Annotated in this window: 25 protein-coding genes; 4 read left to right on the top strand and 21 right to left on the bottom strand. The window is 40.2% G+C overall.

Features of this window, described 5'->3' with window-relative positions:
• Window positions 1-25 precede the first annotated feature (25 nt).
• On the top strand, window positions 26-499 hold the full coding sequence (rnhA, locus tag PVK62_RS10360) for a ribonuclease HI (RefSeq protein WP_274444277.1): 474 nt from the start codon (window positions 26-28) through the stop codon (window positions 497-499).
• Here the strand turns inward: rnhA and PVK62_RS10355 are convergent.
• On the bottom strand, window positions 496-1,236 hold the full coding sequence (locus PVK62_RS10355; protein ID WP_274444337.1) for a methyltransferase domain-containing protein: 741 nt from the start codon (window positions 1,234-1,236) through the stop codon (window positions 496-498). The two genes, rnhA and PVK62_RS10355, sit on opposite strands and share 4 nt — an antisense overlap.
• 51 nt (window positions 1,237-1,287) lie before the next feature.
• Here PVK62_RS10355 and gloB point away from each other — a divergent pair, with 51 nt between their 5' ends.
• From gloB to PVK62_RS10340, 3 genes are all read left to right on the top strand, one after another.
• Window positions 1,288-2,046 (top strand): hydroxyacylglutathione hydrolase, encoded by a 759-nt coding sequence (gloB, locus tag PVK62_RS10350; RefSeq protein WP_274444275.1) that lies wholly within the window; start codon window positions 1,288-1,290, stop codon window positions 2,044-2,046.
• A 114-nt stretch (window positions 2,047-2,160) separates the two neighbouring features.
• Window positions 2,161-3,726, top strand: a complete 1,566-nt coding sequence (locus PVK62_RS10345) for a LysM peptidoglycan-binding domain-containing protein (RefSeq protein ID WP_274444273.1) — start codon at window positions 2,161-2,163, stop codon at window positions 3,724-3,726.
• Window positions 3,723-4,415 carry a YIP1 family protein gene (locus PVK62_RS10340; RefSeq protein ID WP_274444271.1) on the top strand — a complete coding sequence of 231 codons (693 nt, stop codon included), beginning with the start codon at window positions 3,723-3,725 and terminating at the stop codon, window positions 4,413-4,415. The genes PVK62_RS10345 and PVK62_RS10340 overlap by 4 nt, the downstream gene beginning before the upstream one ends.
• Here PVK62_RS10340 and PVK62_RS10335 read toward each other — a convergent pair.
• The 20 genes from PVK62_RS10335 to tsf form a co-directional block, all read right to left on the bottom strand.
• Entirely contained in the window at window positions 4,396-5,262 is an 867-nt protein-coding gene (locus PVK62_RS10335) for an endonuclease/exonuclease/phosphatase family protein (protein ID WP_274444270.1), read from the bottom strand. The genes PVK62_RS10340 and PVK62_RS10335 overlap by 20 nt on opposite strands.
• Window positions 5,263-5,352: 90 nt before the next feature.
• Window positions 5,353-5,691 (bottom strand): nitrogen regulatory protein P-II, encoded by a 339-nt coding sequence (gene glnB / locus PVK62_RS10330; protein ID WP_060991646.1) that lies wholly within the window; start codon window positions 5,689-5,691, stop codon window positions 5,353-5,355.
• Between the two features lie 92 nt (window positions 5,692-5,783).
• Window positions 5,784-6,095, bottom strand: coding sequence for a c-type cytochrome (locus PVK62_RS10325; protein ID WP_274444269.1), 312 nt, complete (start codon window positions 6,093-6,095; stop codon window positions 5,784-5,786).
• Between the two features lie 52 nt (window positions 6,096-6,147).
• Window positions 6,148-7,491 carry a tRNA lysidine(34) synthetase TilS gene (gene tilS, locus PVK62_RS10320; RefSeq protein WP_274444267.1) on the bottom strand — a complete coding sequence of 448 codons (1,344 nt, stop codon included), beginning with the start codon at window positions 7,489-7,491 and terminating at the stop codon, window positions 6,148-6,150.
• A 72-nt stretch (window positions 7,492-7,563) separates the two neighbouring features.
• Complete coding sequence (gene accA / locus PVK62_RS10315) at window positions 7,564-8,523, bottom strand: acetyl-CoA carboxylase carboxyl transferase subunit alpha (protein WP_274444265.1); 960 nt, start codon at window positions 8,521-8,523, stop codon at window positions 7,564-7,566.
• Between the two features lie 51 nt (window positions 8,524-8,574).
• Entirely contained in the window at window positions 8,575-12,054 is a 3,480-nt protein-coding gene (dnaE, locus tag PVK62_RS10310) for a DNA polymerase III subunit alpha (RefSeq protein WP_274444264.1), read from the bottom strand.
• On the bottom strand, window positions 12,054-12,677 hold the full coding sequence (gene rnhB / locus PVK62_RS10305; protein ID WP_274444263.1) for a ribonuclease HII: 624 nt from the start codon (window positions 12,675-12,677) through the stop codon (window positions 12,054-12,056). The genes dnaE and rnhB overlap by 1 nt, the downstream gene beginning before the upstream one ends.
• A 4-nt stretch (window positions 12,678-12,681) precedes the next feature.
• Window positions 12,682-13,833: a lipid-A-disaccharide synthase gene (gene lpxB, locus PVK62_RS10300; RefSeq protein ID WP_274444261.1), complete on the bottom strand. Its 1,152-nt coding sequence runs from the start codon at window positions 13,831-13,833 to the stop codon at window positions 12,682-12,684.
• Between the two features lie 74 nt (window positions 13,834-13,907).
• A complete protein-coding gene (lpxA, locus tag PVK62_RS10295; RefSeq protein WP_274444260.1) occupies window positions 13,908-14,696 on the bottom strand; it encodes an acyl-ACP--UDP-N-acetylglucosamine O-acyltransferase in 789 nt (262 codons plus the stop codon).
• Window positions 14,697-14,698: 2 nt separating this feature from the next.
• On the bottom strand, window positions 14,699-15,151 hold the full coding sequence (gene fabZ, locus PVK62_RS10290) for a 3-hydroxyacyl-ACP dehydratase FabZ (protein ID WP_130047701.1): 453 nt from the start codon (window positions 15,149-15,151) through the stop codon (window positions 14,699-14,701).
• A 127-nt stretch (window positions 15,152-15,278) separates the two neighbouring features.
• Window positions 15,279-16,298, bottom strand: a complete 1,020-nt coding sequence (gene lpxD, locus PVK62_RS10285; RefSeq protein WP_274444259.1) for a UDP-3-O-(3-hydroxymyristoyl)glucosamine N-acyltransferase — start codon at window positions 16,296-16,298, stop codon at window positions 15,279-15,281.
• Window positions 16,299-16,306: 8 nt separating this feature from the next.
• Complete coding sequence (locus PVK62_RS10280; RefSeq protein ID WP_122034340.1) at window positions 16,307-16,822, bottom strand: OmpH family outer membrane protein; 516 nt, start codon at window positions 16,820-16,822, stop codon at window positions 16,307-16,309.
• A 73-nt stretch (window positions 16,823-16,895) separates the two neighbouring features.
• Window positions 16,896-19,319 carry an outer membrane protein assembly factor BamA gene (gene bamA / locus PVK62_RS10275; protein WP_274444258.1) on the bottom strand — a complete coding sequence of 808 codons (2,424 nt, stop codon included), beginning with the start codon at window positions 19,317-19,319 and terminating at the stop codon, window positions 16,896-16,898.
• 29 nt (window positions 19,320-19,348) lie between these two features.
• Window positions 19,349-20,707 carry a sigma E protease regulator RseP gene (gene rseP / locus PVK62_RS10270; protein WP_274444257.1) on the bottom strand — a complete coding sequence of 453 codons (1,359 nt, stop codon included), beginning with the start codon at window positions 20,705-20,707 and terminating at the stop codon, window positions 19,349-19,351.
• Between the two features lie 2 nt (window positions 20,708-20,709).
• Window positions 20,710-21,912, bottom strand: coding sequence for a 1-deoxy-D-xylulose-5-phosphate reductoisomerase (gene ispC / locus PVK62_RS10265; RefSeq protein ID WP_274444256.1), 1,203 nt, complete (start codon window positions 21,910-21,912; stop codon window positions 20,710-20,712).
• A gap of 109 nt (window positions 21,913-22,021) precedes the next feature.
• Window positions 22,022-22,861, bottom strand: coding sequence for a phosphatidate cytidylyltransferase (locus PVK62_RS10260; RefSeq protein WP_274444255.1), 840 nt, complete (start codon window positions 22,859-22,861; stop codon window positions 22,022-22,024).
• A 3-nt stretch (window positions 22,862-22,864) separates the two neighbouring features.
• Window positions 22,865-23,638, bottom strand: a complete 774-nt coding sequence (locus PVK62_RS10255; RefSeq protein ID WP_274444253.1) for an isoprenyl transferase — start codon at window positions 23,636-23,638, stop codon at window positions 22,865-22,867.
• A 123-nt stretch (window positions 23,639-23,761) separates the two neighbouring features.
• Window positions 23,762-24,319, bottom strand: coding sequence for a ribosome recycling factor (gene frr / locus PVK62_RS10250; RefSeq protein WP_122034353.1), 558 nt, complete (start codon window positions 24,317-24,319; stop codon window positions 23,762-23,764).
• 35 nt (window positions 24,320-24,354) lie between these two features.
• A complete protein-coding gene (gene pyrH / locus PVK62_RS10245) occupies window positions 24,355-25,086 on the bottom strand; it encodes a UMP kinase (protein ID WP_274444250.1) in 732 nt (243 codons plus the stop codon).
• A 186-nt stretch (window positions 25,087-25,272) separates the two neighbouring features.
• Complete coding sequence (gene tsf / locus PVK62_RS10240; protein ID WP_274444247.1) at window positions 25,273-26,118, bottom strand: translation elongation factor Ts; 846 nt, start codon at window positions 26,116-26,118, stop codon at window positions 25,273-25,275.
• Window positions 26,119-26,159: the final 41 nt, after the last annotated feature.

The raw sequence follows: 26,159 nt of genomic DNA, 5'->3' as shown, positions 1-26,159 counted from the left end.
GTCAGACTATTTCTAAATTCTTCTAATGATAACAGAGATAATGAAGCAGGTTGAAATTTTCACAGATGGTTCTTGTTTAGGCAATCCAGGTCCTGGTGGTTACGGTATTGTGATGCGCTATAAAGGCACAGAAAAAACCTTTGCCAAAGGGTTTAATCAAACGACCAATAATCGCATGGAAATGTTAGCAGCCGTAATTGCTCTACGTAATTTAAAAGAGCCATGCTCTGTGGTATTAACGACAGACAGCCAATACGTTCGCCAAGGGATCACTCAATGGATCCATGGTTGGAAAAAACGCGGTTGGATAAAAGCGGATAAAAAACCAGTAGTAAATGCTGATCTTTGGAAGCAATTAGACACAGAAGCAGAACGACACACGATTGACTGGCGCTGGGTTAAAGGCCATGCCGGACATCGTGAAAATGAAATGTGTGATGACCTAGCAAGAACAGCGGCTGAAAACCCGACTCAAGATGATACGGGTTATCCTGGTTAATTTGATTTAATCTTACCCTGACGTGTTTGAGCGACTGAAATAGGAGCCAATTTCGGCTTCTTTTTCCAAGGCGATTTAATTGGGCGCAATGGATAAGTGCGCTTTCTGGCAACAATAAAATAGATACCACTGATCGGTTTAACGGAATCCCCACCTAAATTTTCAAACCATGTCCACATTGTGCGATAGCGAGTTAAAGGCGCTAAAGCAAAGCAGTCACTGTATACCACCTCAAAATTTAATACGCTAAGCCAATCTTTAATTCGGTGAGGAGTAAACATACGCCCACTCCATGGCAAATTATTTTTCCGCCAAGGGAATAAGCTCGCAATTCCTATGGCACTCATAGGATTAAAGCCCGTTAAAATAATATAGCCATCATTAATTAAAACTCGATCGACTTCCCTTAATAACTGGTGTGGATCAGAGGAATAATCAAGCTGATGAGCAAGCACACACGCATCAATACTTTTTTCTAAAAAAGGCAATTGAGGAAGCTCAGAGCTAATATTCTTTAATGAATTTTTGTTATCTAGGTTTACTTGGTGTTTAATATTACAAAAGCGACTATCAAGCTCAGCACTTAACCCACCAATTTTAAGCATGTGGTAACCAAACAGTTTAGGGCTCCATTCATCAAGACGAGACTGAATTAGCTCACCGATCCACTCACCGTGAGGAATGTCTGACCATGAATGCGGCCTTTCAATCTTTTTATCAAGCAGTGCTGGCTTAATCAATATCGTTACCTATAACTATTTATGACACAAAATTTGGAGATAAGGTTAATGCTATCAATAAAAAGCATACCTGCATTTAATGATAATTACATTTGGCTAATTCACAACACTGATAATCATTGTGTTGTGGTAGATCCAGGAGATGCAGCTCCTGTATTAGCATGTATTAAAGCACACAATTTTATTTTAGATGCTATTTTGATTACTCACCACCATCATGATCATATTGGCGGTGTTCCTGAGCTTGTTCATCAATTTCCTAATATAAATGTGGTTGGCCCAGAAAATGAACCGATCCCAACCTTAACTCATCCCGTTCGTGACGGTGACTTCGTTGAAATATTTGACGAAAAGTTCATGGTACTTGGTGTTGAAGGTCACACCAATGGCCATATTGCTTATGTCGGTGATGAAAAACTTTTTTGTGGTGATACGCTTTTTTCTGCTGGCTGCGGTCGTTTATTTGAAGGCACCGCACAACAAATGTTTCACTCTTTACAAAAATTAGCGGCACTACCCGATGAGACAGAAGTGTACTGTGCTCATGAATATACCGCTTCAAACTTAGCGTTTGCTCTCACCGTTGAGCCTGATAATGATTATTTACAACAATACAGAGAAAAAGTACTTAAGCTTCGCGCCAATGGAAAATCAACCATTCCATCAACATTACAACGTGAAAAATTAATCAATCCATTTTTAAGAACCAATGAAACCAGTGTGAAACAGGCAGTGGCGAGTAAAGTGCTTAACAATACAGACGTTGAGACTTTTGCCGCATTAAGAAGATGGAAAGATGAGTTTTAAGTAGGAAACTTGTCTGAAGTGTGGTTGCAACGTATTATCCGTGTCCAAATAAAAAATATGAATGCCAATATCATCAATTTAATGTTGGCATAAGCACACTGAAGGCACTACACAATGAAATTTAAACTCCATTGGATTGGATTAGCATTACTCGCTGGCTGTCAAACAGCTCCCCTACCTGAAGAGACGCCATCTGACAATAATTCAGGGAATTCATCAGCAGTAGTTGCCCCTTCAAAAACGGATTCCACTCCTGCTAAAGTAACCCCTATTGAAAAACCAGCACCAACCCCTCAAGAGCAGGAAGACGTCTGGCAGCGTATCGCTATGCAATTGGATATGCCCATTCCTGAGCATGAATCGGTTGATTACTATCGTAACTGGTACATCAAACATCCAAGTCATTTACGTACAGTAGCAAAGCGAGCAAAACCTTTTCTATACATGATCACGGTTGAGACCGAAAAGCGCGGTTTACCAATGGAATTAGTATTACTTCCTATTGTAGAAAGTGCGTTTGACCCATTTGCTTACTCTCATGGCAGTGCGGCTGGTTTGTGGCAATTTGTACCTGGTACTGCGGACCGTTTCAAATTAGAGCGCAACTGGTGGTATGACGGTCGTCGTGATGTTCCTGCGGCAACAAACGCCGCCTTAGATTATATGGAATATTTTGACCGCCGTTTTGATGGTAACTGGCAGCATTCAATTGCTTCGTACAACAGTGGCGCTGGTCGAGTCTCTCGCTCAATCACTAAGAACAAAAAGCTTGGTAAACCAACTGACTTTTTCTCATTAGATTTACCAAAAGAAACCAGTGGTTATGTACCGAAGCTACTGGCTTTGGCTGATATAATTAAAAACCATGAAAAATATGGTGTTGAACTACCGCCAATTGCAAATAAACCCGTATTAGAAATGGTTAACCCAGAACAACAACTCGATCTTGCTATCGCCGCTGAGTTTGCTGGAATTACCATTACTGAATTACAAGGCTACAACCCAGCTTATAATCAATGGGCGACCTCGCCTGATGGGCCATATCATTTACTTTTACCAATTGAGCACGTCGCGCAATTTAAGGTAAATTTAAAGAAAAATGGCGATAAAACCATGAAAGTTGTACGTTACAAAGTACAACCAGGCGACACCATTAGCCAGTTAGCAGTAAAACATAACACAACAACTAATATCATCGAACAAACCAATGATTTAAATGGCTCGAGTATTCGTGTCGGACAATATTTGTTAATCCCAACCGCTTCTCAAGGCAACAAAACGTACGCATTAAGTGCCCCACAACGCTTAAAGAAAACCCAAGAAAAAGCGAAGGGTAAATATAAACTGAGCCATAAAGTAAAAGATGGCGAAAGTTTGTGGGGCATCGCGCGAGATAACTCGATTTCATACCGTGATTTAGCTAAATGGAATGGCATGGCACCAAAAGATTCTTTACGTGTTGGCCAAAGCTTAGTGATTTGGAAAAACAGTTCAGATGGCGCAATCATTCGAACTGTACATTATCAAATCAGACAAGGTGACAACCTAAGCTCTATCGCACAGAAATTCAGTGTCTCTGTGACAGATATTATGAAATGGAATAACATCGAACGTGGCTCTTACATTAAGCCAGGACAAAAATTAAAACTTTACGTTGATGTTACTAAGGTAAACGTATGACACCTTCTTCAAATCCATTAATTTTATTGGTCGATATTTTTCGCTCTCCCGCCGATTGCTTTGCTGCATTATATGAACGTGGGAAATGGGCTTGGCTGCCTTATGTTTTATTGATATTCGCACCATTCATGTTTTGGGGTACCTATTTTGATCTTGTCAATTTTCAATGGGTTACCACTAACTTAACCACACAAATAGAAAGTATTGGCGGGCAAGTTCAAGGCGAATGGCTAACCAAAGAAATTTTATTAGCCGGTGAAGTGATTAATGATGTGATGGGCCGAACGGCAACTATTTTATTATTAGCACTATGGTTTAAGCTTGCAACCAAGCAGAGCCAATATCAACACGGTTACTTCAAATGGGTTGCTGGCAGCACTATCGTGATATTCCCTGCGTTAATTGGCGATATTGCAAGTTATGCTAGCCTGCTGCTTAATCACGCTAACATCATGCCTTACGCTGCCGATTTAAATAGCTTAAATGGGTTAATAAAGCTCCCAATGACTGATCATTGGTCAGCTTATGCGAGCTCTTTCCCACTGCTTATGCCTTGGTATATTGCTTTAAGTTATGCCGCATTAGGTGCATGGACAGATTTAGATCGTTCAAAAGCGCTTATCATAGCAATCCTTCCTTGGGTTAGTTGCTTTACGCTTTGGGGTTTTGTTACTGCTTTTTCAAGCTAAAACTGACCAATAGTGGATTATGATCAGAAGCGTTACTCTTTATTGAGTGCGCTTCTTTTATTTCTAAACCACGATAAAAAATATGATCCAAAGGCAGCCCGGTAATAAAGCGCATTCTTTCATCTGGGATAAAGACCACTTCTTGTAAGCCCAGTAACTGCACTTGTTTTGTTAATTCAGTTAAGCGAGCATCACTCCAAGTATTAAAGTCTCCTGCGACAATTAAAGGACCTTGATGCCCTTCCACTTCTTTAGAAAGTCCTTCAATTTGATTTTTATAATCTTCGGTTCCTAACGTAAAGTTAATCGCGTGAATGTTGATTACCATCAGGGCTTCACCATTTGACAGTCGATATTCAGATAACAGTGCCGATTTAGGTAAACGAAGCCAAGGCTCTATGGCGGTATGCGCACACACTTTGGTCGCTGGCGCTTTTGCTAACGTTAATACGCCTGCGCTGGTATCAAAAATATCAAACGCACGTACTAGCTCTGCTGAATACGATTTATCAATAACAAATTGCTTTAGTTCTGGGATTAAACTGGCTTCTTGTAATAACACTAAGTCGGATTGAACTGATAATTTATTAAGTGCTGCTTTCCAATTGTCTTCTTGTTGTTTGTAAATATTCCACACCAATACATTCAGTTGACCATTACGATCAATGGGTTCAGAAACATCAAACTGATCGCAGCCTGATTTATATTGCAGAGGTGTTTGTGAGGAGGCAGTAGAAAGCTCGATAAACTCAGGCGCTACTGGCACGGTGAAAATAATAGCCTTTGCTGCTAGTGTTAAACCAACAACCACTGCGGTACATAATAGTAAGAGTGTTTTCTTTCTCATAAACAAAAAAAGGAGTGAATCATCACTCCTTCCTTAAATAGTAATAATGCTAACTAGACTAGCAGATACTTTTGAGCATTGACATTACGATTAAATGGCGTCTTCGTCTTCTTCACCCGTACGGATACGGATAACTCGACTAACATCAGTGATAAAAATTTTACCATCACCAATTTTACCCGTTTGTGCCGTTTCAATAATCGCATCAACACATTGATCAACGACATCATCAGTAACGACGATTTCTAATTTCACTTTAGGTAAAAAATCAACCATGTACTCTGCACCGCGGTATAGTTCAGTATGGCCTTTTTGACGGCCAAACCCTTTCACTTCAGATACCGTCATGCCTGTGATACCAACATCAGCAAGGCTTTCTCGTACATCATCAAGTTTAAATGGCTTAATAATGGCTTCGATCTTTTTCATATTAGTCCCTTAACATTCATATTTAATATCAGCCTATTATCGTTGAGCCAAAGCGAACATACAACCTAGGAATCACATTACTTAATTGATGCTTACTTCATTGTCGAGTAATACGCCGCTAAATTAGCCATATCAGCATCACTTAACATTGCTGCCATCGGTTGCATTACCGCTGCATTACCACCACTACGTTGTTTGTTTTTATACGCTTTTAATGATGATTCAATATATTGAGCATTTTGCCCTTTTAGATTTGGGTAACCTGGGATAACTGCAATACCATCAGCGCCATGGCATGATGCGCAAATAGCCGACTTTGCTTGGCCAGCGGCGGCGTCTCCCGCGGCAAATGTCGGTGCTGAGGCCAGTAATGCGATAACTGCCAATCCAATTGTTTTTTTCATTATATTGCTCCATTTATATTTTCAGTTATTTTGACAAGTTGGTCTCAAATGTCTATTTCAAGCCTGATTTCTTCCAGATCAGCTCACACTCTTTGCCTGAAAAGGTGCGACAGACAAACAATCCAGCAATAGCGGCAAGCTCTTCATTATAAAAAATCATCGGTAATCTACTTCTTTGCCAACTCGGGATCCCATACTCTTGATACAGTTTTTTCATTTTACGACTGCGTTCCCGTGTCTCAGGATGAACTGTCAGCCCTAAAACATTGAAGCGCACTTCTATTTTTTCATCTTGATTTGGTGCTCTTAACAATAAGCTTTGCTGATCATTTTTATTGTTTAACCCTCTCTCTTCCACTCCCATAGAAAAAATTAATCTACCAAGATCATCTGGTAACTCTAAGCTAGAGTTCAGCTCTTTTTTCCAAGCTGAAAGATCTTGGTATTGAGGTAAACAATATAGGTTATCTTGAAAACGCCTTAGTTGAATAGCGCCTAATTCCAATTGTGGATTAGCGTCTTCTTTGGCTTTTGCTACTTCATTCCACAATATTTGTAATTGCACTTGGCTTGGTAAAGGGATAGCAAACTGCTTTAACCACAGTCTTAATAACATATTACGAGCTAATTCCGATTCACCATTTAACTGTGAAATAGACATGCCTTGATACGCATTTTGAAACGCCATTAATTTAGGGTGAAGTAACTCACTTAACAGACTTTCTTGCTCGGCACATAATTGAGCACTGCGTGACACAGCAGATGCAAAACTTGGCCAACGTTGTATCAAATTAGGAACAATCTCATGACGCAAAAAATTGCGATCAAATCGAATGTCCTTATTACTTTCATCTTCAACCCATTCAAGCTCATTACCTTGCGCGTATAGCTCAATTTCAGTTCGAGAAACCGTGAGTAATGGTCGGCACTTATAGCCATTAGATAAAGGAATTACCGCAGGCATAGAAGATAAGCCTGCTGGCCCACTGCCTCTTTTCAATGCCAGAAAAAAGGTTTCAACCTGATCATCTTGATGCTGACCTGTGAGTAATAAACTATTGGCTTGCATATGTTTTTCTAAGGCTTGATAACGAGCTTTTCTTGCAACCTCTTCTAAACTGTCTTGCGCACTAACAACAAGTTGTACTCGCTCAATATGAAGCGGAATAGACAATAAATCACAATGTGTTTGGCATACCGCTTCCCAATCAAAGGCATGTTGACTTAATCCATGATTTACATGAACTGCAATGCATTCCAATTGTTTCTCTTTCGCATAAATAGAGGCAAGATGAAGCAAGACCATAGAATCAATACCACCACTTAAAGCGATGACTAGATGCGGTTTGGCTACAGGATAAGAATCCAATTGGAATGAGAATTGAGAGTTAAGCATAACAGTATGTCCAGATAATAAAAAAGCGAGCACTTAGGCTCGCTTTCACTTTACTCTATCTGACAGAAATTATCAGCAGTAACCGTAGCTCATTAGGCGTTGGTAGCGACGATCAAGCAAGGCTTCTTTATCAAAACCGTCAAGTTCATTTAATTGTTCAATCAAACGAGCCTTAATATTTTCAGCGGTTGCCTTATGGTTACGATGCGCACCACCTAATGGCTCATCAATGATCGTATCAATCAACTCAAGCTCTTTTAGACGAGGAGCAATAAGACCCATCGCTTCAGCAGCTTGTGGCGCTTTGTCTGAATCACGCCATAAGATTGAAGCACACCCTTCTGGTGAAATTACTGAGTAAGTAGAATACTGAAGCATGTTAACGTAATCACCGACACCGATAGCCAATGCGCCACCAGAACCACCTTCACCAACCACGTTACAAATCACAGGAACACTTAGTTCTGACATGATTTTTAAGTTCATCGCGATCGCTTCAGATTGTCCACGCTCTTCTGCTCCAACACCTGGATAGGCACCCGCGGTATCGATAAACGTAATGATAGGCATGTTAAAACGCTCCGCCATTTGCATTAAACGTTTTGCTTTACGGTAGCCTTCAGGTTTTGGCATGCCAAAGTTACGCAGTACTTTTTCTTTTGTACCACGGCCCTTTTGATGACCAATAATCATCACAGGACGACCATCTAAACGCGCCATACCACCAACTAATGCTTTATCATCAGCAAAAGCACGATCACCCGCTAATTCATCAAACTCGGTAAACATATGTTCGATATAGTCTAGTACATATGGGCGCTCTGGGTGACGAGCAAGCTGTGCCACTTCCCATGCGCCTAAGTCACTAAATGTTTTCTTTTTAAGCTCTAAACATTTATCTTCTAATTGCTTAATTTCTTTTTCTAGATCAAGCGTATTATCTCCACCACGACGAGAAATATCACGCAGTGCTTCAATTTTAGCTTCTAGTTCTGCAATCGGTTTTTCAAATTCAAGAAAATTTAGGCTCATCAAAGAATCCTTGTTAGTTCAAGGCCGCTCAAATTAGCAGCCTTAGTTATTCTAGTTAAATTCAAGCTCGACTTGCTGTTCGCCAAGCAACGACTTCAAATCATCCATCAGTTGGTCTGTTGGTGTAACTCGCCACTCTGTCCCTAAGACCAACTTAACACGAGCATCAGCTCGCTGATAATATACATTTACCGGAACCGTCCCTGCCCGATTAGGCTCTAGTATTTGACTAAAGCGCTCAAAAAATTGGTTATTAATTTGTGTTTCAGTAACAGAAACGGACAATCCACGAGCGTATTTTTCTCGTGCGTCTCCCAATGACATCACTTCACGGGCAGACATTTTAAGCCCACCATTGAAATCATCAAAGCTGACCTGTCCAGAAACGAGCACTATTTTGTCAGTTTCTAGCAAATCGGCGTATCGATCAAGTGCATCAGAGAATAACATGACCTCCATTCGACCCGATCTGTCATCCAAAGTCATCAAACCAATACGACTGCCTCGTTTTGTTGTCATTACTCTAGCAGCAATAACTAAACCTGCAACCGTTACCGTTTGATCGCGCCTCGTAACGTGAGCATCATTCAAACGCCATGTTGTATATCGAGACAGTTCTTTAATATACGCATTAACAGGGTGTCCCGTTAAGTAGAGCCCTAAGGTTTCTCTTTCCCCTTCAAGCCAGACTTTTTCAGGCCATCTTGGTACATGGATATACGCTTGCTCAACTTCTTCTGGTGCTTGAGTTAATACCCCAAACATGTCCGATTGACCAAATGATTCTGCTTGATGGTGCTGTCCTGCCGCTTTCATTGCATCATCTAAAGAGGCCATTAATGCAGCACGGTGTGGACCTAATCGGTCTAATGCACCAGAACGGATCAGCTTTTCAACCACTCGTTTATTGGCTTTCTTGGTATCAATTCGAGCACAAAAGTCGAATAAATCACGGAAATGTCCGCCTTTATTTCGTGCTTCAATAATGCTTGCTATTGGGCCTTCACCAACCCCTTTGATTGCACCGATACCATACACAATCGCACCACTCTCATCGACATTAAAACGATAAAGCCCCGCATTAACATCAGGTGGTAACACTTTTAATTTCATACGGAAACATTCATCAACAAGACCAATGATCTTATCGGTGTTATCCATATCTGCGGTCATTACTGCCGCCATAAACTCTGCTGGGTAGTGTGTTTTTAACCATAATGTTTGGTAAGAAACTAAGGCATAAGCGGCTGAGTGAGATTTGTTAAAACCGTAGCCGGCAAACTTTTCCACCAAGTCGAAGATTTTCATCGACAACTCACCATCGACACCATTGGCAATCGCACCTTCTTTAAAGGTACCACGCTGCTTTGCCATCTCTTCAGATTTTTTCTTACCCATTGCACGACGAAGCATATCTGCGCCACCTAGCGTGTAACCCGCTAAGATCTGTGCGATTTGCATTACTTGTTCTTGATACAAAATAATGCCGTAAGTTGGCTCTAGTGTTTCTTTTAATGATTCATGTTGCCATGTGGCATCAGGGTAAGATACCTCTTCTCGACCATGTTTACGGTCAATAAAGTTATCTACCATGCCTGATTGCAAAGGACCAGGACGGAAAAGTGCTACGAGTGCGATAATATCTTCAAAGCTGTCCGGTTGCAGACGCTTAATAAGATCTTTCATACCACGGGATTCTAGCTGGAATACTGCTGTTGTTTCTGAATTTTGAAGTAACTTAAATGACGCTTGATCATCTAATGGGATCGATTCGATGCGTACTGGGTCTTTACCTTCTTTTTTCAGACGAGGGTTAACAAGACCCAATGCCCAATCAATAATGGTTAATGTTCTTAGTCCCAAGAAATCGAACTTAACTAGACCTGCAGTTTCAACGTCATTTTTATCAAATTGCGTTACTGGAAAATTACCATCAGCATCACAATATAGTGGCGCGAAATCAGTAATGGTCGTGGGTGATATAACAACACCACCAGCATGTTTACCGGCATTTCGAGTACAGCCTTCCAAGATACGACACATATCAATCAAGGCTTTAACTTCTTCATCGGCCTCGTATAATTCTGGAAGTTGAGGTTCCGCTTCAAACGCCTTAGTCAGCGTCATCCCAGGATCTGGTGGTATTAATTTAGATAGGCGGTCAACAAAACCATAAGGGTGGCCAAGAACACGGCCAACATCACGAATTACTGCTTTTGCAGCCATAGTACCAAAGGTAATGATCTGAGATACCGCATCACGGCCATACATTTCAGCAACGTGTTCAATAACTTGATCACGTTTATCCATACAGAAATCGATATCGAAATCGGGCATAGATACACGTTCTGGGTTCAAGAATCGTTCAAATAGAAGATCGTATTCAAGGGGATCGAGATCGGTAATATCTAATGCATAGGCAACTAATGAACCCGCACCTGATCCTCGACCTGGACCTACCGGAATATCATTATCTTTAGACCATTGGATAAACTCCATTACGATCAAGAAATAACCAGGGAAACCCATTTGGTTCACAACGTCTAATTCGACTTGCAGACGTTCATCATATTCTGGACGGCGCTCTAAGCGTACTTTTTCATCTGGGAATAAAAAGGCTAGACGTCTTTCTAGACCTTCTTGAGACTTCTTGACTAAAAAGTCTTCAATCGTCATCCCTTCGGTTGGAAAGTTCGGTAAGAAGTACTCCCCCAAGCGAACGGTAACATTACAGCGCTTTGCTATTTCAACACTGTTTTCTAACGCTTCAGGAATGTCAGCAAAAAGTTCACACATCTCTTCTTCTGAGCGTAAATACTGCTGTTCACTATAAAGCCTTGGTCGACGAGGATCGACAAGAGTAAAGCCGTCATGAATCGCCACACGAATTTCATGGGCATCAAAATCATCCGCTTTAATAAAGCGAACATCATTGGTTGCGACTACTGGCAATCCTTCTTTTTCAGCTAGCTCGACAGCAAAGTGAAGATAACTCTCTTCATCAGGACGACCCGTTCGAGTTAGCTCTAAATAATAATGTTCCGAAAAATGAGTTTGATAAAAAGCAACACACTCATTAGCTAGCTCTTTGTTACCTTTAAGTAAGGCTTTGCCGACATCACCACTTTTACCACCAGAAAGAAGTATTAACCCTTCTTTATGCTCAACTAACCACTCTTTATCCATCACGGGAGTATGTTGAACATGGCCTCGTAAATAAGCTTTAGATATTAATAAGGTAAGATTTTTATAACCTTCATTATTTTTAGCTAAAACCGTTAAATTAAACAGTTCATTACCAAACTCTGTTGACTGAACTTTAAAGTCAGCACCAATGATCGGTTTAACCCCTGCTCCATGCGCTGCGTAATAATACTTAACCAAACCACATAGGTTAGTAAAGTCAGTTAAGCCCATGGCTGGCATGTTCATTTCAGCCACTTTCTTCACTAATGGTGGAACTTTAGAAAGTCCATCCACTAATGAGAAGTCACTGTGTACTCTTAGGTGTACAAATTTAGGTTCTGACATTACTCAATTCCTAACACACGTTTTACAGGCTTAAAGCTGCGTCGATGCTCTGAAATAACCCCATGCTCTTCAATTGCAGCAAAATGCGCTTTTGTTGGGTAGCCTTTATGCTTGGCAAAACCATATTGAGGAAATTCTTTATCTAGCTCTTCCATTTCTCTGTCACGAGTTACTTTTGCAATAATGGATGCCGCACTGATCTCTTGAACTCGTAAATCACCTTTTACTACCGCTAGAGCGTCCATAGGTAGAGCGGGTATTTTATTGCCATCAATTAAGGCAAAATCTGGGGTTATCTTTAATCCCGCAATGGCTCTTTGCATCGCAACCATCGTAGCTTGTAAGATATTCAACTCATCAATTTCATGAGCCTCACAGCGACCTAATGACCATGCTAATGCTTTTTCTTGGATTTCAGGAAACAGTAAATCACGTTTTTTATCTGTTAATTTTTTAGAATCCGTTAATCCTTCAATAGGGTTATTAGGATCTAAAATAACGGCAGCAGTCACAACAGCACCGACAAGCGGGCCTCGGCCTACTTCATCAACCCCTGCAAATAATTGATAACCTTCAGGATATTCAAATGGTGGTAATTCTTTAGTGTCTGTTTTTTTTGTCATGTGATTATTCTGCTGTTTCTTTATTGATTAGACGTAATACGGCGTGAGCGGCTTGCTTATCCGCGTCTTTTTTAATCCACTGATGCATTTCAGTGAACTTTTCAATCAGTTCGTGATTATCGTTATTTAATACTTTTTCCATTGCAGGATAAAGAAAATCTGGATGACACTCTTCTTGAATAAACTCTTGTACCAACTCTTTTCCTGCCAATACGTTAGGCAAAGAAACGAACTCTGTAATAGACAGCTTTTGAGCGATCCAACCCGTTAGTTTGTTTACTTGATACCCAACAACCATTGGTCGCTTAACTAACATACATTCTAGAGCAACTGTGCCAGAAGCAAGCAATACGGCATCTGCTGCTGTCATTACATTACGAGCTGTATCTTGAATAATAGTAAAGTCTAATTCTGGTGCCGTTTCTTTCCAGATGACTTCAAATTGTTCACGTCGTTTTTCATTAACCGCAGCAACAACAAAGCCTATCTCTGGATGTTGTTTATGAATGCGCTGACAGGTTTCAATGAAGGGTTTAGCGATTAATGCCACTTCACCACCACGGCTGCCCGGTAAAACAGCAAGCCATTGACGATCTTGCTCCAATCCAAGCAGCTCTCTTGCCGCGGCTTTATCACTTTGCATTGGAATCGCATCAGCAAGCGTATGACCAATAAATTCACAGGCCACATTATATTTATCATAAAATGCTTTTTCAAAAGGCAAGAACGCCAATACTAAATCAGTAGCTGCATCAATTTTAAAGATGCGTTTTGGTCGCCAAGCCCATACAGAAGGACTCACATAATGAACCGTTTTAATGCCTTTTTGTTTTAATGTTTTTTCTAAGCGTAAGTTAAAATCTGGAGCATCAATACCAATAAAAACATCCGGTGGATTTTGCGTAAAGTAACGCACAAGCTCCGCTTTAACTTTTAATAAGCGCGGCAAACGACCTAATACTTCTACCAATCCCATTACCGCCAGTTCTTCCATATCAAATAATGACTCACAGCCTTGAGCTATCATTTTTGGTCCACCGATCCCAACAAACTCTGCATTAGGATATTGCGCTTTAACTGACTTAATAAAGCCTTCACCTAGCGTGTCACCTGAAAGTTCGCCAGCGACAATGCCGATTCGTAATGGTTTGGTCATTTTTGCTCCAAAATAAAAAAGGCCTACATCAAGAGGCCTTTATAATATGCTTATATATTTTCTAAACGCCGTGATTAACGAATAATACCGCGCGTTGATTTCTCAAACAAATCTAAGAAGCCTTGAAGCACTGGAAATTCATCAATTTCTTTATTTATTTCTGCTTTTGCCTCTTCTAGCGTATTACCATTACGATAAAGGGCTTTATAAGCACGGCGAATTGCATGAATTTCAGGTCGCTCAAAACCACGACGCTTTAGGCCTTCGATGTTGATACCAAAAGGTTTACAGTGGTTACCTTGTGCCATAACAAACGGAGGTACGTCTTGAACAACAACAGAAGCGCCACCAATAAAGCTATGTGCGCCAACTGTACAGAACTGGTGAACAGGTGATAATGCAGAAACAATCGCATAATCTTCAACTGTTACATGCCCTGCTAACGTGGCGTTATTACCCATGATGATATTGTCACCAAGGATACAATCGTGTGCGATATGAACATTTACACAAAGTAGGTTATCACTACCAACAGTAGTCACACCACGATCTTGAATCGTACCACGGTGAATCTGAACACTTTCACGGATAACATTACGATCGCCAATAACAACGGTAGTAGCCTCACCATTGTATTTTTTATCTTGGCTTTCTTCACCAATAATTGCAAAAGCAAAAATACGGTTGCCTTTACCTATCGTCGTATCGCCCTTGATGACAACGTGCGACATAACTTCGGTGTCTTCTCCGATCGTCACATTACCTGAAATATAAGTAAACGGACCAACAGAAGCATTAGCTCCAATAGTTACGTTTCCTTCAATCACCGCTGATGGGTGAATTTTAGCAGTTTCATGAATCATAATTAAAACTCTCGTCTTGCACACTTAAGTTCAGCAGAACAAACGACATCACCGTCAACTTTAGCCACACCATTAAATAATGCGATGCCACGACGGTCTTTAATAAATTCAACTTCAAGAACTAATTGGTCACCTGGTACTACTGGTTTGCGGAATTTTGCTTTATCGATACTTGCAAAGTAATACAGTTCATTTTCAGCAGGAGCACCAAATGATTTAAACGCCAATAAACCGGTTGCTTGAGCCATCGCTTCAAGAATTAATACACCAGGAAAGATAGGCATTTGAGGGAAGTGACCAGTAAATTGAGGTTCATTCACTGACACATTCTTGATCGCGTGTAAGTATTTCTCTTCTTCGAAATCAGTTACTCGGTCAACCAATAGAAATGGGTAACGATGAGGTAGTAACTCTTGGATTTCAGTAATATTTAATGTTTTATTTTCACGAGTCAAAATAGTATTCCTGTAAAACAATATCGTATCTGAACAATAGTGTAGCTCAAATAGAGTAATAATAGATAGAAAAAGGTCTGCAAAATGCAGACCAATACTTATTAATTAGAATGTAGTAAAGCCAATATTAATCAACTAGCTTTTTCTCAACGGCTTTTAGTCGCTTGTTCATTTCATCAATTTTATGAACTCGAGCCGCTGTTTTACGCCATTCTTTATTGGTTTGTAGTGGAATGCCTGATGAATACATACCTTTTTCATCAATACCTCTCATCACCATGCCCATACCAGTGATAGTCACACCATCAGTAATTTCGATATGACCATTAATTACCGAGCCACCGCCAATAATACAGTGCTTACCAATTTTAGTACTGCCAGCAACTATAGTACCACCAGCCATCGCAGAACCAGATCCGATTTGTACGTTATGCGCAATTTGAATTTGGTTATCAATGATTACATTGCTTTCAATAACCGTATTATCAATCGCACCACGGTCAATTGCCGTATTAGCGCCGATCTCAACATTATCACCAATAATCACAGAACCTAACTGTGGGATTTTAACCCAAGTACCACGATCATTCGCATAGCCAAAGCCATCAGAACCAATCACGGTTCCTGATTGTACGAGACACGATTCACCAAGTTCAACACGGTGGTAAATAGAGACATTTGCCCACAATTTAGTATTTTTACCAATTTTGGCTTCTTGTCCAATAAAGCAACCTGCACCGATAATTGCACCATCAGCAATAACGGCTTTTGATTCAATAACTGCATTATGTCCAATAGCAACACCTTCACCAATCACTGCATCGTCAGCAATGAATGCTGACGCCGCGATGTCTTTTGCTGGTGCAGGTGTTGTATCTAACGCTTGTGCCGCTAATGCAAACCCTAGGTATGGGTCCTTCATTATTAATGCGTTTGATTGGCAAAATTCAATATCTGCTTCTTTTACTATCACCGCAGACGCTTTACATTCTGCTAAGTGCTTACGGTATTTAGCGTCTGAAAGAAAAGTAATATCTCCTTCAGAAGCTTTACTCATCGAAGCGATAGAGTGAACAACAACATCTCCATTTCCATGAACTGTTGCACCAAGTTTTTCTGCCAATTCAGCAAGCGTAATACGTATCATGATGAACCTTATTTAATTGCTTTAATTACTTTTTCAGATAGGTTGTCTTCTGGTTTTGCCCAAAGCAGTGTCGCTGCATCAACAACCATATCGTAACCTTCTTTGTTTGCTACTTTTTCAACAGTTTGTTGAACTTGCATAATCAGTTTCTGACGCTCTTCACCTTGACGACGACGGTTATCTTCATCCAATGCTTGTGCTTTTAATTTGTAATCTGATTGTAGAGATGCAATTTCACGCTCTAGTTTCGTTTTACCAGATGCACCTAGTAGCTCACCGTCACGTTTGATTGTTTCTACTTTATCTTTGATTTTTGATTCTAAGCTGCGTAGTTCATCAATACGATCTTTAAATTCAGCACGAAGTTTTTCTGAAATAGCTTCACGCTGTGGCATCTGTTGAACGATTTGAGCCATGTTCACATAACCAATTTTAGTTGCTGCTTCTGCTGCATTAGCAAAAAAAGAACCACTTAACATTACTGCGCCTAAAGCGGCTACTTTTACTAATTTTTTCAAAATCATATCCTTACTTGATTATTATTGACCTAAATAGGTTTGTTTTACATTAACACTTTTCTATTAGAGCTATCAATACTTAGAAAGTTCGACCGATGGTGAAACTGAAGAATTCTTCATCATCACCTTCATAAATTTTCACAGGTTTCGCTACTGAGAATACTAATGGCCCCATCGGTGACATCCATTGCACAGCGGCACCATATGAAGAACGGAAGTTGGCTGGATCAGAATAGTCGTAATAATATTGATTACCACTTGCGATTTTACCGTCATATTTTGCTTCGGTATCCCACACACTTGCCATATCAAAGAACACACTGGTTCGGATCTGGTTTTGAGTTTCTTCACTAGCAAATGGAGTTGGGACAATCAATTCTACACTGGCTAGCGCTGTCGCATTACCACCAGTTGAATCATCCGTAACGATATATTCAGGATTGTTTCCTCCAGCAGAACCAGAACCTTGAGCATATACTGCCCTAGGTCCTACTGAGTTTGAACCAAAACCACGTAAGGTTGTAAAACCACCTGCATAAAAGTTCTCATAGAATGGATACAGGTTATCATTGCCATCGGTTTCTCCATAACCGTTACCATAACCCGCCTTACCACGCATCAATAGAGCAAACTCATGCTTTTTAGTTAATGGGAAGTATTGGCGTACTTCATATTGTGCTTTAAAGTACTTAGCATCTGAATTTGGTGTTGATATTTTATATGATGCACGTTGATAGTTACCTGCGGTTGGGAAGTATCCTTTGTTCAGGTTATTACGTGTCCACGATAAAGTAATATCAAAATCGTTTAAATTTAACTCATTATTTTTATCATCATAAGCATCACCAACCGATTTTTTAAACTTACTTACTTGTTCGTTCTCATCCAAGTTACCGATCTTATTATGAGTATAACCAACACCAATCTCAAAATAGTTAAGCTCATCAAATGGAAAGCCCCAGGTTAAACTTGTACCGTAACTTTGGTTGGTATAATCAACAATACCTGCATCGGACGCTTCAAATTCGTTATAGAAAACCTTACCACCCAAGCTGACACCATCAAGGTTCCAGTAAGGGTCTCGGTAGTCTAAGCTGATGTTCTTTTGATAATCATTCATCATGGCATTGATACCGACACGGTTACCAGAACCAATGAAGTTATCTTGCTGAAGACCGATTTGGAAACTGATGCCGGATTCAGAACCATAACCAACACCAAAGTTTACGCTGCCCGAGTTTGCTTCTTTTACAGAATAAACCAGATCAACTTGATCATCTGAACCAGGAACACGGATTGTTTGTACATCTACCGTTTCAAAGAAACCAAGACGATTAAGACGGTTTTTACCTGTTTCAATTGATTTTGAGTTTAACCACGCACTTTCCATTTGGCGCATTTCACGACGTAATACTTCATCTTTAGTCGAGGTGTTACCGACAAATTTAATATCACGGACGTACATACGATTGCCCGCTTCAACATTAATCACTAAAGATACGGTTTGGTTCTCATCATCAAATTCAGGCATGGTACGAACTTGAGGGTAAGCGTAACCCGCTTCACCTAAGATTCGCTTTACGTTTTCTTCTAAGCGAGTAACGGCAGAACCGTTATAAATATCGCCATCTTCAAAAGTAACCAGCTTTTTAAATTCGTCTTCTTTACCGATTAGCTCGCCTTGAAATTTTATACCATTAACCGTGTAAGGAGCACCTTCTTCAATCGTCAATGCAATATAAACGCCTTTTTTATCTGGCGATATTGATACTTGAGTTGAATCTACTTGGAACTTCAAATACCCACGGTCTAAGTAATATGAACGTAAAGCTTCAATATCACCTGCCAATACTTGTTTTTGGTATTTTTCATCCGCTAAAAAGTTCCACCAAGCAACATCAACACTTAGATTAAAGCGGCCAAGCAATTCTTCATCAGTAAAAACGTCATTACCAATAAAGTTAATTTGTTGAATTTTAGCTGATACACCTTCAGTAAATACAAATTTCAAATCCGCTCGATTTCGAGGAAGTGGAGTAACAACCGCGTGTACCGTCGCATTGTATTTACCGACACTGAAATAGAAATCCTCTAAGCCTTTTTCAATATTACTTAGTGTCGTTCTATCTAAAGCTTCACCGACACGAATAGAAGAGGCTTCTAAGTTCTGCTGCATCTGCTCTTCTTTAATGGCTTTATTACCAGAAAAAGAGATGTTTGCAATCGTTGGTCGTTCAGTAACCTTGATCAGTAATGCATTACCATCACGGTATACTTTAACATCTTCAAAGTTACCAGAAGCAAACAGTGCTTGAATGACTTGTGATACATCCTGCTGGCTCATGGAATCGCCAACTCGAACTGGAGTTTTAAGTAATGCAGCACCTAATGCTACACGCTGTAATCCCTCAAAGCGTATATCATCAACCACAAAAGTTTCTGCGCTCTGCGCTGCTACACTGCTAAAAAGCAGCGAAGCAATCAACAATTTTTTCATCGCCATAATACGTTTTATAATTCCCTTGCTACTACTTAAAGGCGCATAAAGTCGTTAAATAAAGCGACAGCCATTAATGACATGATCATTGCTGTACCTACTTTATAACCAATTTCCTGAATTCTTTCCGATACGGGTTTACGAGTAATACCTTCAATAGCAAAAAAGAGTAAATGTCCGCCATCCAATACCGGGAGAGGCAATAAATTAATAATACCTAAATTAACACTAATTAAAGCTAAAAATCCTAAAAATGATACTAAACCATACTCAGCGGTAGTTCCTGCTCCTTTTGCTATGGAGATCGGGCCACTTAAGTTATTTAAAGCAACATCACCTGTGAACAATTTTTTAGTCATCGTTAATGTTAAATCAATAATACTGCCTGTTTTTTCAATCGCTTTTCCAAACGCAATAATTGGGCTGTACTGTTTTTCATAACGATAGCCTTCAGGCCATTGCTCAAATACAGGAGAAACACCTGCGAAACCGATCACATCACCTTTCGCATTTTCTTTACTATCTGGCGTTAATGCCAGAGTAATTTCAATCCCATCACGAAGAACCGTGACTTCAATCGTTTTATTTGGGTTAGCTTGAATGGCGTTCACCATATCTTGCCACTTCGTTACCTGAATTTCATTGACTGAAACTAAGCTATCTCCAACAAGTAACCCTGATTTTTCAGCGGCACTGTTCGCACTAACGTTAGCTATATTAAGTGTCAATTCAGGGCGGTAAGGTAAAAAACCTAATGACAGCATCGGTGAATCTTTTTCTGGGTCAAATGCCCACTCAGATAAATCAAGATTTTTAGTAATATCTACACCAATATTATTTTTATCGCTGTAGGTTACCGTCATTGATTCATCACCAATATGAGAAACAATCGCCATGTTTACCGCTTCCCAATCGGAAGTTTCGATTCCTGAAATGGCTTTTAGTTCCACTCCAGATTCAATTCCTGCTTGAGAAAAAATAGAATTATTATCAATATGACCAACAACAGGCTTAAGTGCTGTCACTCCGATCATAAAAGCAAGCCAGCATGCTATCACGGCAAAAATAAAGTTTGCGATAGGACCTGCAGCAACAATCGCACTTCTCTGCCATAGAGGTCGATTATTAAAGGCGTGTTTTTTTAGCTCTTCAGGCACATCATCAACACGCTCATCCAACATTTTCACATAACCCCCAAGAGGGATCATTGAAATGCTGTACTCGGTGCCATCTTTGCCTTTTTTACTCCAAAGCGCTTTACCGAAACCAATTGAAAACTTCTCAACAATTACACCACAACGGCGCGCAACCCAAAAGTGGCCGTATTCATGCACAGCAACAAGAATGCCTAGTGCAATAATAAATGATGCTAAATTCCATAGAAGTTCTGACATAGTTAAACCTTTTTAATTGCCTCATTGGCATAATGACGCGCCATTCTATCTAGGTCAATCAGGCTTTCCAAGCTATCTAGCTCAAGGTTTTGGAAGTTTGCACATACTTTGTTCAAAACCAGCTCATTAATTCGAGCGATATCGGTAAATTTAATCTCACCGTTCAAAAAAGCGGCTACCGACTGTTCGTTTGCCGCATTTAAACCCGTTGTGGCATGTTGGCCTAAATAACACGCATCAATAGCCAATTTTAAACATGGGTATCGAGAAAAGTCAGGCGATATAAAACTAAATTCACCCACTTTAGTAAAATCTAGAGGCTCCACCCCTGCATTGACTCTCTGAGGATACGACATAGTGCAAGCGATTGGTGTTCTCATATCAGGAAGTCCCATCTGAGCTAGCACAGAACCATCTTTATATTGCACCATAGAGTGAATGACAGATTGTGGATGAATAACCACTTTCAATTGTTCTTTGCTCGCATTAAATAGCCAACGAGCTTCAATATACTCTAAGCCTTTATTCATCATGGTCGCTGAATCAACCGAAATTTTAGGTCCCATTGACCAGTTTGGATGGGCAATTGCCATCTCAGGAGTCACCGTTTCAAGTTCACTTACATCGGTATAACGAAAAGGACCACCAGAGCCTGTTAATAAAATAGAGCTAATACCATTAGCATCTAAATCACAACGACCAAGTTTGTCTTGAATTGATTGAGGGAGGCATTGGAATATTGCATTATGTTCACTATCAACCGGAAGCAATTCAGCACCATACTGCTCAACGGCATCAATAAACAGTTGACCAGACATCACTAAAGCTTCTTTATTTGCTAACAGAATACGTTTACCCGCTTTAACTGCTGACATCGTTGGTAATAGACCGGCTGCACCAACAATAGCGGCCATCACGGTATCAACTTCATCAAGCTGAGCTATATGACACAAGCCCTCTTCACCAGAGAATACTTCCGTCGTTATGTTATGCTCTTTTAGCTGCAGTTTTAGATTATCAGCAGCCGTCTGGCACGCCATCGCAACGTATTTAGGCTGCCATTCACAGCAAAGTTCTAGCATTTTATCGACATTAGAACCCGCACCCAGAGCCACAATTTCAAATTGATCCACGTTCTGTTTTGCGACTGAAAGTGTACTACTGCCAATTGAGCCCGTAGCGCCTAAAATAGTTAACTTGCGCATAATAAAATTGCCATGATGAGTAAAAGATAGAAAAACGGTAGATAATAATATCTACCGTATAACTTAAAATGAATTAGGTGACATTCATTGCCGAATATCAACCGCCTGCTTAAAAGAAATATAAGAAAGCAAAAACAGGGAATGCCGCAGTTAAACTATCGATGCGATCTAAAATACCACCATGACCAGGAATGATGGTGCCGCTGTCTTTAATATCAGATGCACGCTTAAACATGCTTTCTACTAAATCGCCCAATACTGAGATGATTATAGTCGCTATAAATATTCCCATCATTGTTGCTGTGCTTTCAAAACGAATATCAAAAGCTCTTGCTGCAAACCAGCCAATGATAATAGCGGTGATAATACCACCAATTAAACCTTCAATCGTTTTGTTTGGGCTTACCGCTGGTGACATTTTACGTTTACCAAAGGTTTTACCCGCAAAATAAGCACCACTATCAGCGGCCCACACGAGTAAACAAACTAATAATACTAATTTCGCACCATAGAAGTTATCTAATGCATAACTGTCTGCACGAAGTAATAGAATACTCCACAAAAATGGGATCATGGTTAGCCAACCAAAAAGGTGCTTTAAAAGGGAGTTGTTTTGCCATAATTTCTTACTACTTGGAAACGTAAGAACAAGCCCTGATGCGACTAACCACCAAACCGTACCTATCAATAATATCGCTTGATGCCCATCACTTGGGATCATCAATTCAAATGTTGATGTAGGAAGTAAGATTAAAGAGGCAGCAAGGGCTGCTACAGAAGGGATTAAAGCGACATATCGTGATTTTGATTCAGTAAACTGAGTCCACTCCCAAAAACCAACCAGAGTAATTGCGGTAATCGCAATTAAGAAGCCTTGCATTGGCAACATAAAAATGCCAGCAATGACTAGAGGTGCTAAGATAAGAGCAGTAATAATGCGCTGTTTCAAATTTTATCGATCCTTTTCGTTCATTAGAGCTTGGATTTGCTCACCGGTACAACCAAATCGTCTTTCTCGACTTACAAACCAAGCTACAGCATCCGCTAAGCTTTGTTCATTAAAGTCAGGCCAATATTGGTCGGTGAAATAAAACTCAGCATACGCCATTTGCCACAACATAAAGTTGCTAATACGACATTCGCCACTGGTTCTTATCATCAAATCCACATCAGGCAAATCTGACATTGTCAGCTTAGAAGAAATCATTGCTTCATCTATATTATCTGCCTGTAAATTACCTTGCTCTACTTGATAAGCAAGGTGTTTAACTGCTTGGGTAATATCCCACTTGCCACCATAATTGGCTGCAATATTTAACACTAAGCCTGAATTCTCACAAGTTAATGCTTCAGCATCCACAATCTTCTTTTGAAGACGAGCGCTAAATTGAGAAGTATCACCTATCACACGTAACTGAATATTATTCTTATGAATGCGTTTTACCTCACGAGAAAGTACCGTGATAAACAACTCCATAAGAACGCTAACTTCTTCTTCGGGACGGCGCCAATTTTCACTACTAAAAGCAAAAAGTGTAATCGCATTGATGCCTAATTTACTCGCCGCTGATATGGTTTTTCTCACCGCATCAACACCGGCTTTATGACCAAAGACACGAGGTTTCCCCTGAGCTTTCGCCCAACGCCCATTACCATCCATAATTACCGCAATATGTTTTGGTAATACATCAAATGATAAAAACTCGTTGCTAGTTGGACTGGTCATATAACTCCCTTAAAAATAAAAGCGCTGATGTCTTCACACAGCGCTTCTTATCGTGTTCATCGCCAATATCATATCATTAATTCAATGAAAACATCAGTCTGAACAATGAGTAATAAAAGTAAATTATACTTCCATTAACTCTTTTTCTTTAACTGCAAGTACTTCATCAATGCTCTTCACTGCAATATCAGTTAGCTTTTGGATGTCGTCTTGTGTTCTGCGATCGTCATCTTCAGAGATTTCTTTATCTTTAAGAAGACCTTTAACATCACCGTTTGCATCACGACGAATATTACGAACAGCCACACGAGCACCTTCAGCTTCGCCACGTACAATCTTAACAAGATCTTTACGACGTTCTTCTGTTAGCGGTGGAAGTGGTACACGAATCACGGTACCAGCAGACATTGGATTTAAACCAAGATCTGACATCATGATCGCTTTTTCAACAAGCCCAGCAAGCTCTTTATCAAAAACAGTAATTGCAAGAGTACGTGAATCTTCAGCAATAATATTAGCTACTTGATTGATTGGCGTTCTTGCACCGTAATACTCAACACTAAGACCAGATAGTAGGCTTGGGTGAGCACGGCCTGTACGAATTTTTAACAGGTTATTTTTAAGTGCTTCAACACTTTTTTCCATACGCTCTTGAGCGTCTTTTTTGATTTCGTTAATCACAACTTCACCTTAATTGTTATTTTTATTTCGGACGATTATTTAGCGCTACTGATTAATGTACCTTCAGCTTCACCCATAACAACGCGACGTAATGCACCTGGTTTGTTCATATTGAACACACGGATAGGCATTTCATGGTCACGAGCAAGAGTAAATGCAGCTAAGTCCATAACTTTTAATTCTTTTTCAAGAACAGTGTTGTAATCCAGTTTATCATATAATTCTGCATCAGGGTTAGATACTGGATCTGCCGTAAACACACCATCTACTTTGGTTGCTTTTAATACTACGTCTGCTTCGATTTCAATACCACGTAAACACGCAGCTGAATCTGTCGTAAAGAACGGATTACCAGTACCGGCAGAGAAGATCACTACACGACCTTGACGAAGTTGAGCGATAGCATCAGCCCAGTTGTAATCGTCACACACACCTTTAAGAGGAATTGCTGACATTACACGAGCATTAACATAAGCACGGTGAAGTGCATCACGCATAGCAAGGCCATTCATTACGGTTGCTAGCATACCCATGTGGTCACCTACAACACGGTTCATACCTGCTTCTGCAAGACCTGCACCACGGAAAAGGTTACCACCACCGATTACAACACCAACTTGTACGCCAAGTTCAATCAGTTCTTTTACTTCTTGAGCCATACGCTCAAGTGTTGCAGGGTCAATACCAAAACCCTCTTCGCCTTGAAGTGCTTCACCACTAAGTTTTAATAGAATACGCTGATATACTGGTTTCGGGTTCGTCGTCATGGTTCTTACCTTTTCACTAAGAGTTGTCGAAATAACTGTAGCCATTTGATATTACTTCACGGTTGTAAAGCAAATGGTTACAACTATCACTGATATTATGCTAATTACACAATTATCAAATTAATTCTTTATTCACAAAAAGACCGCAGCATAGCCACGGTCTTTTTTATCAACAATACGAAAGGATTAACCTTTTTGTACTGCAGCTACTTCGTCAGCAAAGCTCATTTCAGCCGCTTTCTCGATACCTTCACCAACTTCTAAACGTACGAAGTTAGATACTGATGCGCCTTTTTCTTTAAGAATTTCAGCAACAGTTTTCTTAGGTTCCATGATGAAAGCTTGACCTGTTAGAGAAACTTCGCCCGTGAATTTCTTCATACGGCCGATAACCATTTTCTCAGCGATTTCTTGAGGTTTGCCTTCGTTCATAGCGATTTCAACTTGAACAGCTTGCTCTTTTGCTACTACTTCAGCAGGTACGTCAGATGGGTTAACGTACTCAGGTTTAGAAGCAGCAACGTGCATAGCGATGTGCTTAAGCGTATCAGCATCACCTTCACCAGCAACAACAACACCAATTTTCTCGCCGTGACGGTAAGAAGCTAGTGCAACACCTTCAACAAGTTGAACGCGACGGATGCTGATGTTTTCGCCAATTTTAGTAACTAGAGCGATACGAGCGTCTTCAAATTTAGCTTGAAGAGCTTCGATGTCTAGACGCTCTGCTAGAGCTGCTTCAGCAACTTCGTTAGCAAATGCTAGGAAGCCGCCATCTTTAGCTACGAAGTCAGTTTGACAGTTAACTTCAAGAAGAACGGCAACGCCAGCTTCTTCTTTAATAATGATTGTGCCTTCAGCAGCGATGTTTCCTGCTTTTTTAGCCGCTTTTGCTGCGCCAGATTTACGCATGTTTTCGATTGCTAGCTCGATGTCGCCTTCAGCTTCAACAAGTGCTTTCTTACATTCCATCATACCAGCAGCAGTACGTTCACGAAGTTCTTTAACTAGAGCAGCAGTTACAGTTGCCATTCTCAATTCCTCAATATAAATAGGTATAAAAGTTAAAAATC

It is taken from the genome of Aliivibrio sp. S3MY1 (assembly GCF_028765575.1).
Classification (GTDB): Bacteria; Pseudomonadota; Gammaproteobacteria; order Enterobacterales; family Vibrionaceae; genus Aliivibrio.
This window is presented reverse-complemented; position numbering and strand designations above follow the sequence as displayed.